The following is a 14,007-nucleotide window of genomic DNA, read 5'->3' as shown; positions in this document are numbered from 1 at the left end:
TGCTCGCGAAGGCGTCAGCCGGAACAATGAAGGTTCAAGAGGCAGCCGGCTGACTGTGCGGAAACAACAGATCGACAAAGCGCTCCGCCGTCGGCTGCGGTTCATGGTTGGCCAGGCCGGCACGTTCGTTGGCTTCGATGAAAACGTACTCGGGCTGATCCGCCGCCGGCACCATGAGATCGAGGCCGACCATCGGAATGTCCAGCGCTCGCGCCGCACGCACCGCCGCGTCCACCAGGGTCGGATGAAGAATCGCCGTCACGTCTTCCAGCGTCCCGCCGGTGTGCAGATTGGCCGTGCGCCGCACGAACAGATGCTCGCCGGCCGGCAGAATGCTGCTGTAGTCATAACCGGCAGCGTGCAGCGTGCGTTGGGTTTCGTGGTCCAGCGGAATCTTGCTTTCGCCACTGGTGGCCGCTTGCCGGCGGCGGCTTTGCGCTTCGATCAGCGCACCGATCGAATGCTGACCATCGCCAACCACTTCCGCCGGACGGCGTATCGCTGCCGCAACCACTTCGAAACCGATCACCACAATCCGTAGATCAAGGCCTTCGTGGAAGCTTTCCAGCAGCACGCGACTGTCGAACTGCTTGGCGGTTTCGATGGCCTTCTGCACTTCTTCAATGGTGCGCAGATCCACAGCCACGCCGTGGCCCTGTTCGCCGTCGAGAGGCTTTACCACCACCCGTTGGTGTTCATCGAGAAAGGCCAGATTATCGTCGGCATTCCCCGCCAATTGCTGGGCCGGCAGTTTCAGGCCTGCGGCCTTCAGCACTTTATGGGTCAGACTTTTGTCTTGGCACAGGGTCATGCTGATCGCGCTGGTCAGGTCACTCAGCGACTCGCGGCAGCGCACGCGGCGGCCGCCATGGCTGAGGGTAAACAGCCCGGCGTCGGCGTCATCCACTTGCACATCGATACCGCGCCGATGCGCTTCTTCGACAATGATCCGTGCGTAAGGATTGAAATTCGCCTCCGGCCCCGGACCGAGAAACAGCGGCTGGTTGATACCGTTCTTGCGCTTGATGGCGAAGGTCGGCAGGTTGCGGAAGCCCAGTTTGGCGTAAAGGCTTTTCGCCTGACGGTTGTCATGCAGTACCGAGAGGTCGAGATAAGCCAGGCCGCGGCTCATGAAGTGCTCGACCAGGTGCCGCACCAGCACTTCACCGACGCCCGGACGCGAGCAATGCGGATCGACCGCCAGGCACCAAAGGCTGCTGCCGTGTTCCGGGTCGTTGAAGGCTTTTTCATGATTGAGACCCATGACACTGCCGATCACCGCGCCGCTGTCCTCGTCTTCCGCCAGCCAGTACACCGGGCCGCCCTGATGATGCGGGGTCAGCAGCTCCGGATCGATCGGCAACATGCCGCGCGCCTGATACAAACGGTTGATGCCCTGCCAGTCGGTTTCGCTCTGCGCACGACGAATGCGGAAGCCGCGAAACACCCGTGTCGCCTGACGATAATCGCTGAACCACAGGCGCAGGGTGTCGGATGGATCGAGAAACAGCTGAGTCGGCTCGAGGCCGAGAATCTGCTGCGGTGCGGCGACGTACAGGGCGATGTCGCGCTCGCCGGGCTGCTCGTTGAGCAGTTCCTGCGCCAGTGACGCCGGGTCGGGAAAGGTGTGACCGATCAGCAGCCTGCCCCAACCGCAATGCACGGCAATCGGGGCGGTGGCAGGTTCGCTGCCGTCTTCGGCCAAGCGCGCCTGCAAACGTTCATACGAAGGGGCCTGACCACGCAACAGACGTTGGTTGATGGACGTGGCATGGGGTTTCATCAATCAGATTCCTTGTTCACTGAGCCACAGGTTCAGGGCCGCCAGTTGCCACAATTTCGAACCGCGCAACGGGGTCAGCTGGCCTTGTGGATCAGTCAAAAGCTTGTCGAGCATGGTCGGGTTGAACAGGCCGCGATCCTGGCTCGGATCCAGCAGCAGTTCGCGCACCCAATTGAGCGTGTCGCCCTGCAAATGCTTGAGGCCCGGCACCGGGAAATAGCCTTTCTTGCGGTCGATCACTTCGCTTGGAATGACCCGACGCGCGGCTTCCTTGAGCACTTGTTTGCCGCCATCGGGGAGCTTGAATTTGCCGGGCACGCGGGCCGACAGTTCGACCAGTCGATAGTCGAGGAACGGTGTGCGCGCTTCCAGGCCCCAGGCCATGGTCATGTTGTCGACGCGTTTGACCGGGTCATCGACCAGCATCACCGTGCTGTCCAGACGCAAGGCTTTGTCCACCGCGGCATCAGCGCCAGGCTGGGCAAAATGCTCTTTGACGAAGTCGCCTGCTGCGTCGTGATCGACCAGCCATTTCGGCTGCACGGTTGCGGCATAGTCGTCATAGCTGCGGTCGAAAAACGCATCGCGGTAAGCCGCGTAAGGATCGGCCGCGCCGTCGACTTGCGGATACCAGTGATAGCCGGCAAATAACTCGTCGGCACCCTGACCGCTCTGCACCACTTTGCAGTGCTTGGCCACTTCCCGGGACAACAGGTAGAAGGCAATGCAGTCGTGGCTGACCATCGGCTCGCTCATCGCGCGGAACGCGGCGGGCAGTTGCTCGATGATTTCTTTCTCGTCGATGCGCAATTGGTGGTGGCGGGTGCCGTAGTGCTTGGCGATCAGGTCCGAGTACTGGAATTCGTCGCCGCGTTCGCCGCCGGCGTCCTGAAACCCGATGGAGAAGGTCGAGAGATTCTCTACACCGACTTCGCGCAACAGGCCGACGAGCATGCTCGAATCGACACCGCCCGAGAGCAACACACCGACATCAACCGCCGCACGCTGACGAATTGCCACCGCTTCGCGGGTGCTGTCGAGAACGCGATCGACCCAGTCTTCGAGGTTGAGGTTTTTCTCGTCCTCATGCGGGCCGTAGGGCAGGGTCCACCAGGTCTTCTGTTCGGTGCGGCCATCGGCTTCAACGCGCATCCAGGTGGCCGGCGGCAGTTTTTCGATGCCGGCCAGCAATGTGCGCGGCGCAGGCACGACTGCGTGGAAATTCAGGTAGTGGTTGAGCGCCACCGGATCGAGGATCGGGTTGATATCGCCGCCCTTGAGCAGGGCTGGCAGTGCCGAGGCAAAGCGCAAGCGCTGGCCGGTGCGCGACAGGTACAACGGCTTCACGCCGAGACGGTCACGAGCGATGAACAGGCGCTGGGCATCGCGCTCCCAAATGGCAAAGGCGAACATGCCGTTGAGTTTCGGCAGCAGCGCCTCGCCCCAGGCGTGATAACCCTTGAGCAGCACTTCGGTGTCGCCACCGGAATAGAAGGCATAACCCAGCGCTTCGAGCTCTTCGCGCAATTCCGGGAAGTTGTAGATCGCGCCGTTGAAGGCCACGGACAGGCCCAACTGGCTGTCGATCATCGGCTGCGCCGAGCCGTCCGACAGGTCCATGATTTTCAGGCGTCGATGGCCCAGGGCAATCGGCCCTTGGGCATGGAAGCCCCACGCGTCAGGGCCGCGAGGGGCCAGGTGATGGGTGATTCTCTCGATCGCTGCAAGGTCTGCAGGTTGTTGATCAAAACGTAACTCGCCAGCTAATCCGCACATAAAGTCCTTACCGGTTTTTCCGTTGGGGAAGGTCAAGCCGTACCACGCGGAAAGTGCGGGTACTCAGAAACTGACCTGTCTCGGTATGTGGAGTTTTAGATCGATAAGTTATAAGTCGGCCGCGCTGCCTCCTGTCGTCACGCTATCAGCGCGGATCGAGCGCCGGATTTGCATGCGTGCCTTTACACTTTTTGTGCATAAGCCCCCGCTGGGCGTCGACGTTCCGCGCGGGTGGTGCAGGGCTATTTTTTCCATACAAAAACACGGTTGATCTGCGCGGATTCGGCCCAGGAATTTGGACTGTTATTGGCCGTCCGGCACCGCTAGGGTCGAGGGTTCAAATCGCAATAAAGGACTATTGCCATGCCCACCCAAGACAAGACAAATCCACCGATTCAGGCCTCGGTCCTGAGCACCCTGTACGACGCTACAGGCGACCTCGACACCGCTGAAGTCCTGGAAAAACGCTTGCCGGCGTATTTGCTCAAGGCGTCCACGGCCACGCTGGTCAAGCTGGACGAAATCAATCGTGAGCTGCACACCCTGCAACTCAAGGTCGATAAGCAATTGACCCGGCTCAAACCTTTGCACAGCTTCTGCATCAGCGAACTCGACGCGGCGCTGAGCGCGAAATGGCCAGCGGTCTATGACGCAGGCGAGGATGTGCTCAGTCTGCCGGGCGTCGATTGCGGCTGCGATGCGACGGCGACGGATCAGGCCGGTATCGACCTGGTCAGACACGCAACCCAGACCCTGTTGCAAGCAGCCATGCAGAATTTCACCGAAGACGAGGAACTGGCCGACGGTTTCCCCGCCGGCAGTCTGGTGCGCATCAAAAGTGCGCCCGCTGGCGTGAAAGATCTGACGCCGGCAGCGTTCGCAGCGTTTTGCCGCAAGCTGGATCTGGGCAAGAAGTACCAGGAGCATCTGCAGCAAGTGTTCGGTCTGCGTGATGACAGCGGCAAAGTCGTCGCGACCAGTGCCATGACCCGCGATATCGCCGCATTGAAGCAATCGCTGCTGGAACTGGACGCCCATCTGGCCGCGCTCAAGGGCGATATCACTACGGCAGGCCTGCGCATGCTGCAGGATCTGATGGTGGCCGAGGGCGTGGCGTCGGCGCAAAACCTGCGCTACGGCAAAGACCCGATGATCATGCAGGGCATCAAAATTCTCGACAGTTGCGTGTGGGGCGTGGTCGTGTTTTCCAAACGCTCCGTGCAGCAACACCCTGAGGACGGATGCATGGTGTACATGCCCGGCGAGCCCGAGCGAGCGGTGTATGAATATCCGAGTTTCAACGCGTTCAAGCGCTACCTCGCGCAACAACTCAAGAGCACCGAATATCAGCGGTATTTCGCCGGCAGCCTCGATGAAGATGACAAGGCCGACTTCTTCAAATCGCTTGCCGAAAAACCTGATCTGGGGTTGGTCGAACAGTGGCCGATCAACGTGCCGCTCTTCGATTTCATGGTGCAGAGCCATGTCGGCAAGCTGCAGATCGACGCGCGCAAACTGGCGGTGCCGACGGCTGATATCGATGAAGCGGCGCGGCAGAAACGTCTGTTGGATTTCGTTCAGCGCGGGGTGAGCGTGGCGTCGGTGGCCGGGCTGTTCGTGCCGGTCCTGGGGCAATTGATGATGGGCGTCGCGGTCGGGCAATTGCTCGGTGAAGTGTATGAAGGCCTCGAGGACTGGCGTCGCGGTGATCATCAACAAGCGCTGTCACATCTGCTCAGTGTGGTCGAGAACGTCGCATTGATGGGCGTCTTTGCCGGCGGTCAGAAAGCGCTGGGCACCCTGGGCACAAAGCTGCTGCGCGCGCATCCGCAGTTCTTCGCGCAGTTCACCGCCATTCTCGGTCAGGCCGGCAAGCCACGCCTGTGGAAGGCTGATTTGAGCCCGTACGAGCATTCTCTGCCGGCCGGATTCACCATCGATGCCGGCTCCAAGGAGTTCTACCAGATTGGCAGCAAGACCATCGGCCGCCTCGAGCACCGCCTGTTGGCCGGCAACTTTGATACCGACACCCAGCGCTGGCGCCTGGAACACGCCGGCCGCGCACAAGCCTATGCCCCCGAACTGATCCGCCACGTCGAGGGCGGCTGGCGGCTCCCTGCCGAGGAGCCCGAAGAATGGGGCAGTTCCGCCTACACGCTCAAGCGCATCGATCCGCAGTTGAGCGAGTTTGCCGACAGTGATCTGGACATGCTGCGCCGGCTGAGCGACACCTCGCAGCAGGCGCTGCTCGACACGTTCAATGACAATCTGAAGTTGCCGGTACGCCTGCGCGATACCGTCGAGCGCGTGCGCATCGGGCGGCAGCTGCGGGAGCTGACGACGGAGCTGGCCAATGGCGAGTTTCACTCCGGGCAACCTGTCGAGGAACAGATGCATGCCTTGACGCAACTGCCGGGCTGGCCGACTGACCGCTACATCAAGGTCGCCGGTCATGAAGGTGACGTCGACACCACTTATCCTGCCAACAGCACGCTCGACGAAACCCTGGAAGTGCCGGTCACTCAAGGCCAGTTGGCACTCGGACGCTTGCTGCAAACCGTGATCGATGGCCTTTACCCGCATGAAGTCGAGGCCATGCTCGGCGGCCAAGTCGCGAAAACCACCCAGGCTTCTGCGCTGGCGAAAAAACTGGCTGCTGCGCTCAAGGCGGATTACCGCGCGGCGTTCGAGCGGATGTACAAGCGCTACGACCACAGTGACGCGCAGGATCTGGACAAATTGCGCAAGGTCTTCGCCGACATTCCGGCGCGCCTTGGCCAAAGGCTGATTGACCGCGCTCCGAGTGTCGAGCGCCTGCACCTGCGTTCGACCGGGCGCGTGCCATTGCGCCTGGGGCAGCGGGTTCGGGCCGGTGTGGCCGAGGTGCGGCTTGACCGGGCGCTGAGCGGGTTGCACTGGTCGCGACTGGCCAATGCCGACACAGACAAGCTGGCCGTGAAATTGCTGCCGCGCCTCAGCGGATGGGACACTCAACTGCGTCTGCAGGTACGCGACAAGGCCTTGACCGGACCGTTGCTCGAAGAGGTCGGCGATGCGTCGGCGACCTCCGACAATACCGGCTATCTGGTGAAGTCCACTGAGGGCTATGAAGCCTTTGGCGGCGACAGGAAATCCCTGGGCAAGGTGAAATCCGGCCCCGGCGCGTTATACATGGCCATCCTCAAGGCGCTGCCGTCACGTCAGCGGGCAGCGCTCGGATTTGCCGACGCCGGACAGGTCAGTACGCAACAGTTACGCAAAAAGCTGCTCAATGTTGCCCTCGACGAACGCGAGGTCACTGCGCGGAAATTGCTCGGCGACAGCATTGAACCGTCGGCTGTCGAGCCGGCCTGTGTGCAAGGCGATCAGGTCCCCGCGACAGCTCATTCCCGCAAGCTGCTGCGCAAAGTGCGCAAACTGTTTCCACGCCTGGACGACACCCAGGCCGGCCAATTGCTCGATGAACTGGGCGACGATTCGCTGAGCCGCGCAACCCGGGTCAAAGCCTTGCGCGAGGACGTGAAAACCCTGCGCGATGCGCTGTTTACCTGGAGTGAGGATGGCGTTGCCCTGGCGGCCATGGGCGGTGATCGGGCAGAGGCGCGACACAGCCGCAAAATGGCCGCTGAGCTGATCGAGGAGGGCTTTCGTCGATTCAATTGGATCAATGATGAGCAGGGCGACCGGGTCTGCGCCCTCAATCTGGACGGCATGCGGGTCGGTAAACTGCCGACCCTGCCAACGGGTTTGAGCTTTGCCCATATCCAGCACCTGTCGATGAGAAACATGGAGCAGGATGACGATATCGTGTACTTCCTCAAATCCTTCAAACAGCTCGAGTCGCTGGAACTGGACAACAATAAAATCACCCGGCTCCCTGAAGTGCTCTCGTATATGCCCAGGCTCAAACGGTTGAGTCTGCCGGGCAATAAGCTGAAGTTGACCGAGCAGACACTGGCGAAACTGAATCGGCTGCGGGCGGTGCGGTATCTGAATCTGGACAGCAATCCGTTGGGCGCTACCCCTGATGTCAGTCAGATGACCGACCTGCGTCGATTGACGCTGCGCGAGACAGGCATCACGGAATTGCCCGAAGGCCTCAACAATGCTGCGCACATTGAATGGATGGATCTGAGCAAAAACCAGATCAGGGAACTGCCCGACTGGCTGTTTGAAAAAAATCGACGATTCACCGGCGTGCTCGACCTGGGGCTGAATCCCTTCAACGAAACAAGCAAAACGCATCTGGATGACTATCGCGAAAATTTCGGTATCGGAATGGGCTATTCCGCCGATGACATTCCCCGCCTCAACGAGCAAACCGCGCGATCGTTATGGTTGACCAGAACGTCCGCTGCGGACTCGGCCGAGCAGGCGCGAATCTGGGCGGCATTTCGTGACGATACCCGCGCCGAAGGCCTGTTTCATTTACTTGCGCAACTGGGCGACACGGCCGACGCCACCAAGGGCAGCGCAGACATGCAGCGACGGGTCTGGAGAGTGTTGAAGGCGGCGGAGGCTGACGGTGCTCTGTGCGATCAGTTGCTCGATCTGGCCGCCAACCCGATCAACTGCATTGACAGCGCGGCGCTCAATTTCAGTCACCTGGAAGTCGCCGTTGAAGTTGATCAGGTCACCAAGGGGGCAGGCGGCAGAGTCACGGCCAAACCGCTGCTCAATCTGGGGCGCGGCCTGTTCCGGCTGGATCGGTTGAACGCGATTGCCCGCGAACATGCCGTCAAGGCTGTGAAGTCGGATCCGTTGGAGGTCAATCTGGCGTATCGCGTCGGGCTGGCCAAAGCGCTGGAGCTGCCCGGCCAGCCGCAAAGCATGCTGTTCAATGCGCAGAGCGGCGTCACTGCAACGGATCTGGAAACCGCAAAAAACCGCATCACGACCGCCGAACTCTCGCCTCAGTGGCTGAAATTCATCCAGGCGCAAACATTCTGGCGCGACTACCTGAAGCGTACGTTTACACGCAAATTTTCGCTGATCGATGAATCGTTCGCCCCGCGAATGAGCGCGCTGGATGAGCAGGCGGACACACTGCTCAGTGCCGACTATGTGAGTCAGGCGGATGCCCTCAAACTTGAGAAGGAACAGGCGCAAGAGGCCGTGATCAAGCGCCTGACCGAAGAATCGATCCGCTTGATGGACCTCGGCCTCTGCGCGATGCCCGATACGTGAGGTTCACTTGCCGCGAATCAACTGCCGTAATGCGAAACGGTTGGGATGGCAGGCTTCGGCCACGCTGCGTGGCAACGGCAGCGGCTCGTTGTCCAGCCACGCGGCAAGCAGTTCGCCGGACAGCGGCGCGGTGATCAGTCCGCGAGAACCGTGGCCGCTGTTGACGTAGAGTCCGTCGAGCCATGGGCAGGGCGCGTCTGGCACTTGCCGGGCATCCTTGCTCAGGGCCGCGTAGGTCTGGACAAAGGCTGCGCGATCGGCGAGCGGGCCGACGATCGGCAGGTAGTCCGGGCTGGTGCAGCGGAAGGCGGCGCGGCCCTCAAGGTGCTCAAGCGGCTGCTCGCTGATGTTCAGACGTGCCAGCAGATCGCTGGAGATCTCTTCGAGCATTGCCAGATTGCCTTGATGCTCGGCGGTCGTGGGCGTCAGATCGTCGCTGTTGAAGTCGAAACTGGCGCCCAGGGTGTGCTCGCCCAGACGCGCCGGGGCGACGTAGCCTTCGGCGCACACCACCGTCGCCAAGGCATGACTTTCTGCGGTTTCAGCCAGACGCGTGATCTGTCCGCGAATGCGCTTGAGCGGCAATTCGGCGCTCTGGGCGAAGCGTTTGATGTCTGCGGCTCCGGCCAGTACCACAACCGCTGCACTGGCGAGCAGGCGTTCGCCGTCGAAGGCTTGCCACTGGTCAGCGACCTTGCGCAGCTCCAGGGCATGGTGATGGCTGAGCAGTTCGATGTTGACGTGCATCGCCTGGGCCTGACACAGCGCCGGCGGATGCACCCAACCGCCCTCGGGATAGAACAAACCGCCATGGGCCACGCCTACACCGGCACGCGCCTGGGCTTCAGGCTGTTCCAGCCATTGCAGAAGATCTTCGGGAAACGCCGTCGCCAGTTGCCCATGACGTTCGGCTTCCTTGGCATTGAACGCCAATTGCAGCACGCCGCAGTCATCCCAGTCAGTACCGCGCTGCAGCGTTTCGAGCAGTCGCCGGGTGTAACCGAAGCCGCTGACAATCAACTGCGACAACGCGGTGCCATGGGCGGACAGCTTCAGATAGAGCACGCCTTGCGGATTGCCCGAGGCTTCTTGCGCCACCTCAGCATGACGCTCCAGCAGACTCACGTGCCAGCCGCGTGCCGCCAGGCTCGACGCCGTTGCGCAGCCGGCGAGACCGGCGCCGATCACCAACGCCCGGCGTTCGCCGCGCAACGGAGCAGGGCGGGCAAACCAGGGTTTTGCCGGCACTGGCGCCGCCACCTCGGCGGGCCAGCCGAGAAACTCGCCACGCAGGATTTCCCATTTGTGGCCAATGCCCGGCGTGCGTTTCATCTTGAACCCGGCAGCATTGAGCAAGCGTCGCACCCAACCGGTGCTGGTAAAGGTGCTGATGGTCGAGCCCGGCGCGGCCAGACGCGCCAGTTCGACGAACAGTTCAGCCGTCCACATGTCGGGGTTTTTCGCCGGGGCGAAACCGTCGAGAAACCACGCGTCGATCTGCGCATCGAGTTGCGGCAGTTGCTCCAGTGCCTCGCCAATCAGCAAGGTCAGCGTCACCCGACCTCCGGCCAGCGTGATGCGCTGAAAGCCTGGATGAATCGCTACGTAGTGCTTGAGTAACTGATCGGCCAACGGCTTGAGCTCCGGCCACAAGGCCAAGGCTCGGTGCAGGTCCGCAGGCGCCAGCGGGTACTTCTCGACGCTGACAAAATGCAGGCGCGCGCCCGCCACTGCGTGTTGCTCGAACAGCTGCCAGGCACAGAGAAAATTCAACCCGGTGCCGAAGCCGGTTTCGCCAATGACCAGGCGCCCATTGGCCGGCAGCGCAGCGAAACGCTCGGCCAGGCGGTTCTGTTCGAGGAACACGTAACGGGTTTCCTCCAGCCCCGACTGGTCGGAAAAATACACGTCATCGAACACCCGCGAACGTGGGCGTCCGTGGTCATCCCAGTCGAGTTGGGCGTGGGGCATTTCGGCTTTCATGGCAGGCTCGGCAAACACAAGGCGGCCATTCTAGCCGATCGCGCGAGGGCTGCCTGATCCAGCGCAAGGTCCAGCATCGACCGCTCGGGGACAATCGTTGAACACAGGGAATTTCTGCGCCGCGCCCGTGCCCAATCCGCTAGTCTTGCTGAACCCTGGAAGGAGCCGTCCCATGTTTGAATCCGCTGAAATCGGTCACGCCATCGACAAAGACACTTATGAGGCGGCGGTCCCTGCGCTGCGTGAAGCCTTGCTGGAAGCGCAGTTCGAGTTGCAGCAGCAGAAGCGCTTCCCGGTGATCATCCTGATCAACGGCATCGAAGGGGCGGGCAAGGGCGAGACGGTCAAACTGCTCAATGAATGGATGGACCCGCGCCTGATCGAAGTGCGCACCTTCGACCAGCAAACCGATGAAGAACTCGCGCGGCCACCGGCCTGGCGCTACTGGCGGATGCTGCCGGCCAAGGGGCGGATGGGGGTGTTCTTCGGCAACTGGTACAGCCAGATGCTGCAGGGCAGGGTTCATGGGTTGTTCAAGGATCCCCGTCTGGATCAGGCGATTGCCGGCGCCGAGCGTCTGGAAAAGATGCTCTGCGATGAAGGTGCGCTGATCTTCAAGTTCTGGTTTCACCTGTCCAAAAAGCAGATGAAAGCGCGGCTCAAATCACTGGCCGACGACCCGCTGCACAGCTGGCGCATCAGTCCGCTGGACTGGCAGCAATCGCAGACCTACGACAAGTTCGTCAAATACGGCGAGCGCGTGTTGCGCCGCACCAGCCGCGACTATGCGCCGTGGCACATCATTGAAGGCGCCGACGCCAACTACCGCAGCCTGGCGGTGGGCAAGATTCTCCTTGAAGGACTGCAAAGTGCGCTCAAACGTGCCGAGGTCAATCCGCGTGAGGTGAGCGCCGCGCCGTTGGGGGCGCCGGTCGATCAGTTGAACCTGCTTGACAGCCTCGACCTGACACAGCGTCTGGACAAGAAAGACTACGAAGAACAACTGATCAGCGAGCAAGCGCGCCTGTCCGGGCTGATGCGCGATAAACGCATGCGTCGCCATGCGCTGATTGCGGTGTTCGAAGGCAACGATGCGGCCGGCAAGGGCGGCGCGATCCGGCGGGTGGCGGCGGCGCTCGACCCGCGTCAGTACAGCATCGTGCCGATTGCCGCGCCGACCGAAGAAGAGCGCGCGCAACCGTACCTGTGGCGGTTCTGGCGACACATTCCGGCACGGGGCAAATTCACCGTGTTCGACCGCTCGTGGTATGGGCGGGTGCTGGTCGAGCGCGTCGAAGGCTTCTGCACCCAGGCCGACTGGTTGCGCGCCTATGGCGAGATCAATGATTTCGAGGAGCAGCTGACCGACGCCGGGGTCATCGTCGTCAAGTTCTGGCTGGCCATCGACAAGGACACCCAGATGGAGCGCTTTCAGGAGCGCGAAGAGATTTCCTTCAAGCGTTTCAAGATCACTGAAGACGACTGGCGCAATCGGGAGAAGTGGGACGCCTATCGTGGAGCAGTCGGTGACATGGTCGATCGCACCAGCACCGAGATCGCGCCGTGGACCCTGGTCGAGGCCAACGACAAGCGCTGGGCACGGGTGAAAGTCCTGCGCACCATCAACCGCGCGCTGGAAGACGCGTTCGAGAAGTCCGACAAGAAGGCCCGGAAGCACAAGGACTGAGACGATGGCCGCGCATACGCCGGGTGAATGATCCTCGCGGTCGGCAAGAAGGTGGACTTATGCTCAGGTCCACTCTCAACCGACAACAACAATGAGGTATGCCATGCGTGAAGTGGTGATCGTCGACAGCGTGCGGACCGGCCTGGCCAAATCCTTTCGCGGCAAGTTCAACCAGACCCGCCCCGATGACATGGCGGCCCACTGCGTCAATGCGCTGCTGACACGCAACGATATCGACCCGGCGAGCGTCGAGGATTGCATCGTTGGCGCCGGCTCCAACGAAGGCGCGCAGGGCTACAACATCGGCCGCAACGTCGCGGTGCTCTCGCGATTGGGCACCGGCACCGCCGGCATGACCCTCAACCGCTTCTGCTCGTCGGGCCTGCAGGCGATTGCGATCGCCGCCAACCAGATCGCCTCCGGTTGCAGCGAGATCATCGTTGCCGGCGGCGTCGAGTCGATCAGCCTGACCCTGAAAAGCGTCAACACCGATCACCTGATCAACCCTCTGCTCAAGCAGCAGACTCCCGGCATCTACTACACCATGGGCCAGACCGCCGAAGTGGTGGCGCGCCGTTACGGCGTCAGCCGCGAAGCGCAGGATCGTTATGCGCTGCAAAGCCAGATGCGTACGGCGCAAGCGCAAGCAGCCGGCCTGTTCGATGACGAGATCGTGCCGATGGCGGTGAAATACCGCGTCGAAGACAAGACCAGCGGTGAAGTGCAGATTGTCGACGGTGTCGTCGAGCGCGACGACTGCAACCGTCCGGACACGACCTACGAAAGCCTTGCCGGTTTGAAGCCGGTATTCGCCGACGACGGTTCGGTGACGGCGGGCAATTCATCACAGCTGTCCGACGGTGCGTCGATGACGCTGGTGATGAGTCTGGACAAAGCCCTGGAGCTGGGGCTCAAACCCAAAGCGTTTTTCCGCGGTTTCACTGTGGCCGGTTGCGAGCCGGACGAAATGGGCATCGGCCCGGTGTTCTCGGTGCCGAAACTGCTCAAGGCCAAGGGCCTGCAAGTGGCGGATATCGATCTGTGGGAATTGAACGAGGCGTTCGCTTCGCAGTGCCTGTACAGCCGCGATCGGCTGGAGATCGACAACGAGAAGTACAACGTCAATGGCGGCTCGATTTCCATCGGCCACCCGTTCGGCATGACCGGCTCGCGCCAGGTCGGGCATCTGGTTCGCGAGTTGCAGCGGCGCAATCTCCGTTACGGCATCGTCACCATGTGTGTGGGTGGCGGGATGGGGGCAAGCGGGTTGTTTGAGGCGGTGCGCTAAATCCTGAAGATTGTGTTGATTGATCAACCGCTATCGCGAGCAGGCTCACTCCTACAGGGGAACGCGTTCCAAATGTAGGAGTGAGCCTGCTCGCGATGGCATCAACCGGTTGTCCGATTGGAATCCTGCCGCTGCATCCGCGCGATATAAGCCTGAATCTCCCGCTCAATCACCTGACTGTCAAACGGCCCCTCAAGGGTATTTTCCCGGGTGCTGAAATACAGCTCGCCATTGACCCGACACACACGGTCGCTGCGAAAACGGGTGGCGGGGGCGCTGTCCTCGGCGCGCATGGCGTACATG

At 61.5% G+C, this 14,007-nt stretch carries 7 protein-coding genes; 3 read left to right on the top strand and 4 right to left on the bottom strand.

The features are described from left to right. Positions 1-34 precede the first annotated feature (34 nt). Positions 35-1,783, bottom strand: coding sequence for an N-acetylglutaminylglutamine synthetase (gene ngg / locus QRN33_RS11275; protein WP_159245565.1), 1,749 nt, complete (start codon positions 1,781-1,783; stop codon positions 35-37). Between the two features lie 3 nt (positions 1,784-1,786). Further along, positions 1,787-3,559 (bottom strand): N-acetylglutaminylglutamine amidotransferase, encoded by a 1,773-nt coding sequence (locus QRN33_RS11270; protein ID WP_285408603.1) that lies wholly within the window; start codon positions 3,557-3,559, stop codon positions 1,787-1,789. Positions 3,560-3,922: 363 nt separating this feature from the next. On the opposite strand from QRN33_RS11270, the gene QRN33_RS11265 reads away from it, so the two are divergent. Beyond that, positions 3,923-8,746 (top strand): NEL-type E3 ubiquitin ligase domain-containing protein, encoded by a 4,824-nt coding sequence (locus QRN33_RS11265; RefSeq protein ID WP_285408601.1) that lies wholly within the window; start codon positions 3,923-3,925, stop codon positions 8,744-8,746. A 3-nt stretch (positions 8,747-8,749) separates the two neighbouring features. On the opposite strand, the gene mnmC is transcribed toward QRN33_RS11265, so the two are convergent. Then, positions 8,750-10,729 (bottom strand): bifunctional tRNA (5-methylaminomethyl-2-thiouridine)(34)-methyltransferase MnmC2/FAD-dependent 5-carboxymethylaminomethyl-2-thiouridine(34) oxidoreductase MnmC1, encoded by a 1,980-nt coding sequence (gene mnmC, locus QRN33_RS11260; RefSeq protein ID WP_285408599.1) that lies wholly within the window; start codon positions 10,727-10,729, stop codon positions 8,750-8,752. A gap of 172 nt (positions 10,730-10,901) precedes the next feature. On the opposite strand from mnmC, the gene pap reads away from it, so the two are divergent. Together pap and QRN33_RS11250 are read left to right on the top strand one after the other, a co-directional pair. Next, positions 10,902-12,416 (top strand): polyphosphate:AMP phosphotransferase, encoded by a 1,515-nt coding sequence (gene pap, locus QRN33_RS11255; protein WP_042607955.1) that lies wholly within the window; start codon positions 10,902-10,904, stop codon positions 12,414-12,416. Between the two features lie 103 nt (positions 12,417-12,519). Then, positions 12,520-13,704, top strand: a complete 1,185-nt coding sequence (locus QRN33_RS11250; RefSeq protein WP_116657992.1) for a thiolase family protein — start codon at positions 12,520-12,522, stop codon at positions 13,702-13,704. Between the two features lie 101 nt (positions 13,705-13,805). Here QRN33_RS11250 and QRN33_RS11245 read toward each other — a convergent pair whose 3' ends face one another. Continuing rightward, positions 13,806-14,006 (bottom strand): DUF6316 family protein, encoded by a 201-nt coding sequence (locus QRN33_RS11245; RefSeq protein WP_083352236.1) that lies wholly within the window; start codon positions 14,004-14,006, stop codon positions 13,806-13,808. Position 14,007 lies beyond the last annotated feature (1 nt).

It is taken from the genome of Pseudomonas sp. FR229a, from assembly GCF_030209115.1.
GTDB classification, from domain to species: Bacteria; Pseudomonadota; Gammaproteobacteria; order Pseudomonadales; family Pseudomonadaceae; genus Aquipseudomonas; species Aquipseudomonas moraviensis_A.
This window is presented reverse-complemented; position numbering and strand designations above follow the sequence as displayed.

Bases quoted from the DNA above. Each gene is read 5' to 3' on its own strand.
- QRN33_RS11245 (WP_083352236.1), bottom strand. From the start codon at position 14,006: ATGTACGCCATGCGCGCCGAGGACAGCGCCCCCGCCACCCGTTTTCGC.
- ngg (WP_159245565.1), bottom strand. From the start codon at position 1,783: ATGAAACCCCATGCCACGTCCATCAACCAACGTCTGTTGCGTGGTCAG.
- QRN33_RS11250 (WP_116657992.1), top strand. From the start codon at position 12,520: ATGCGTGAAGTGGTGATCGTCGACAGCGTGCGGACCGGCCTGGCCAAA.
- pap (WP_042607955.1), top strand. From the start codon at position 10,902: ATGTTTGAATCCGCTGAAATCGGTCACGCCATCGACAAAGACACTTAT.
- mnmC (WP_285408599.1), bottom strand. From the start codon at position 10,729: ATGAAAGCCGAAATGCCCCACGCCCAACTCGACTGGGATGACCACGGA.
- QRN33_RS11265 (WP_285408601.1), top strand. From the start codon at position 3,923: ATGCCCACCCAAGACAAGACAAATCCACCGATTCAGGCCTCGGTCCTG.
- QRN33_RS11270 (WP_285408603.1), bottom strand. From the start codon at position 3,559: ATGTGCGGATTAGCTGGCGAGTTACGTTTTGATCAACAACCTGCAGAC.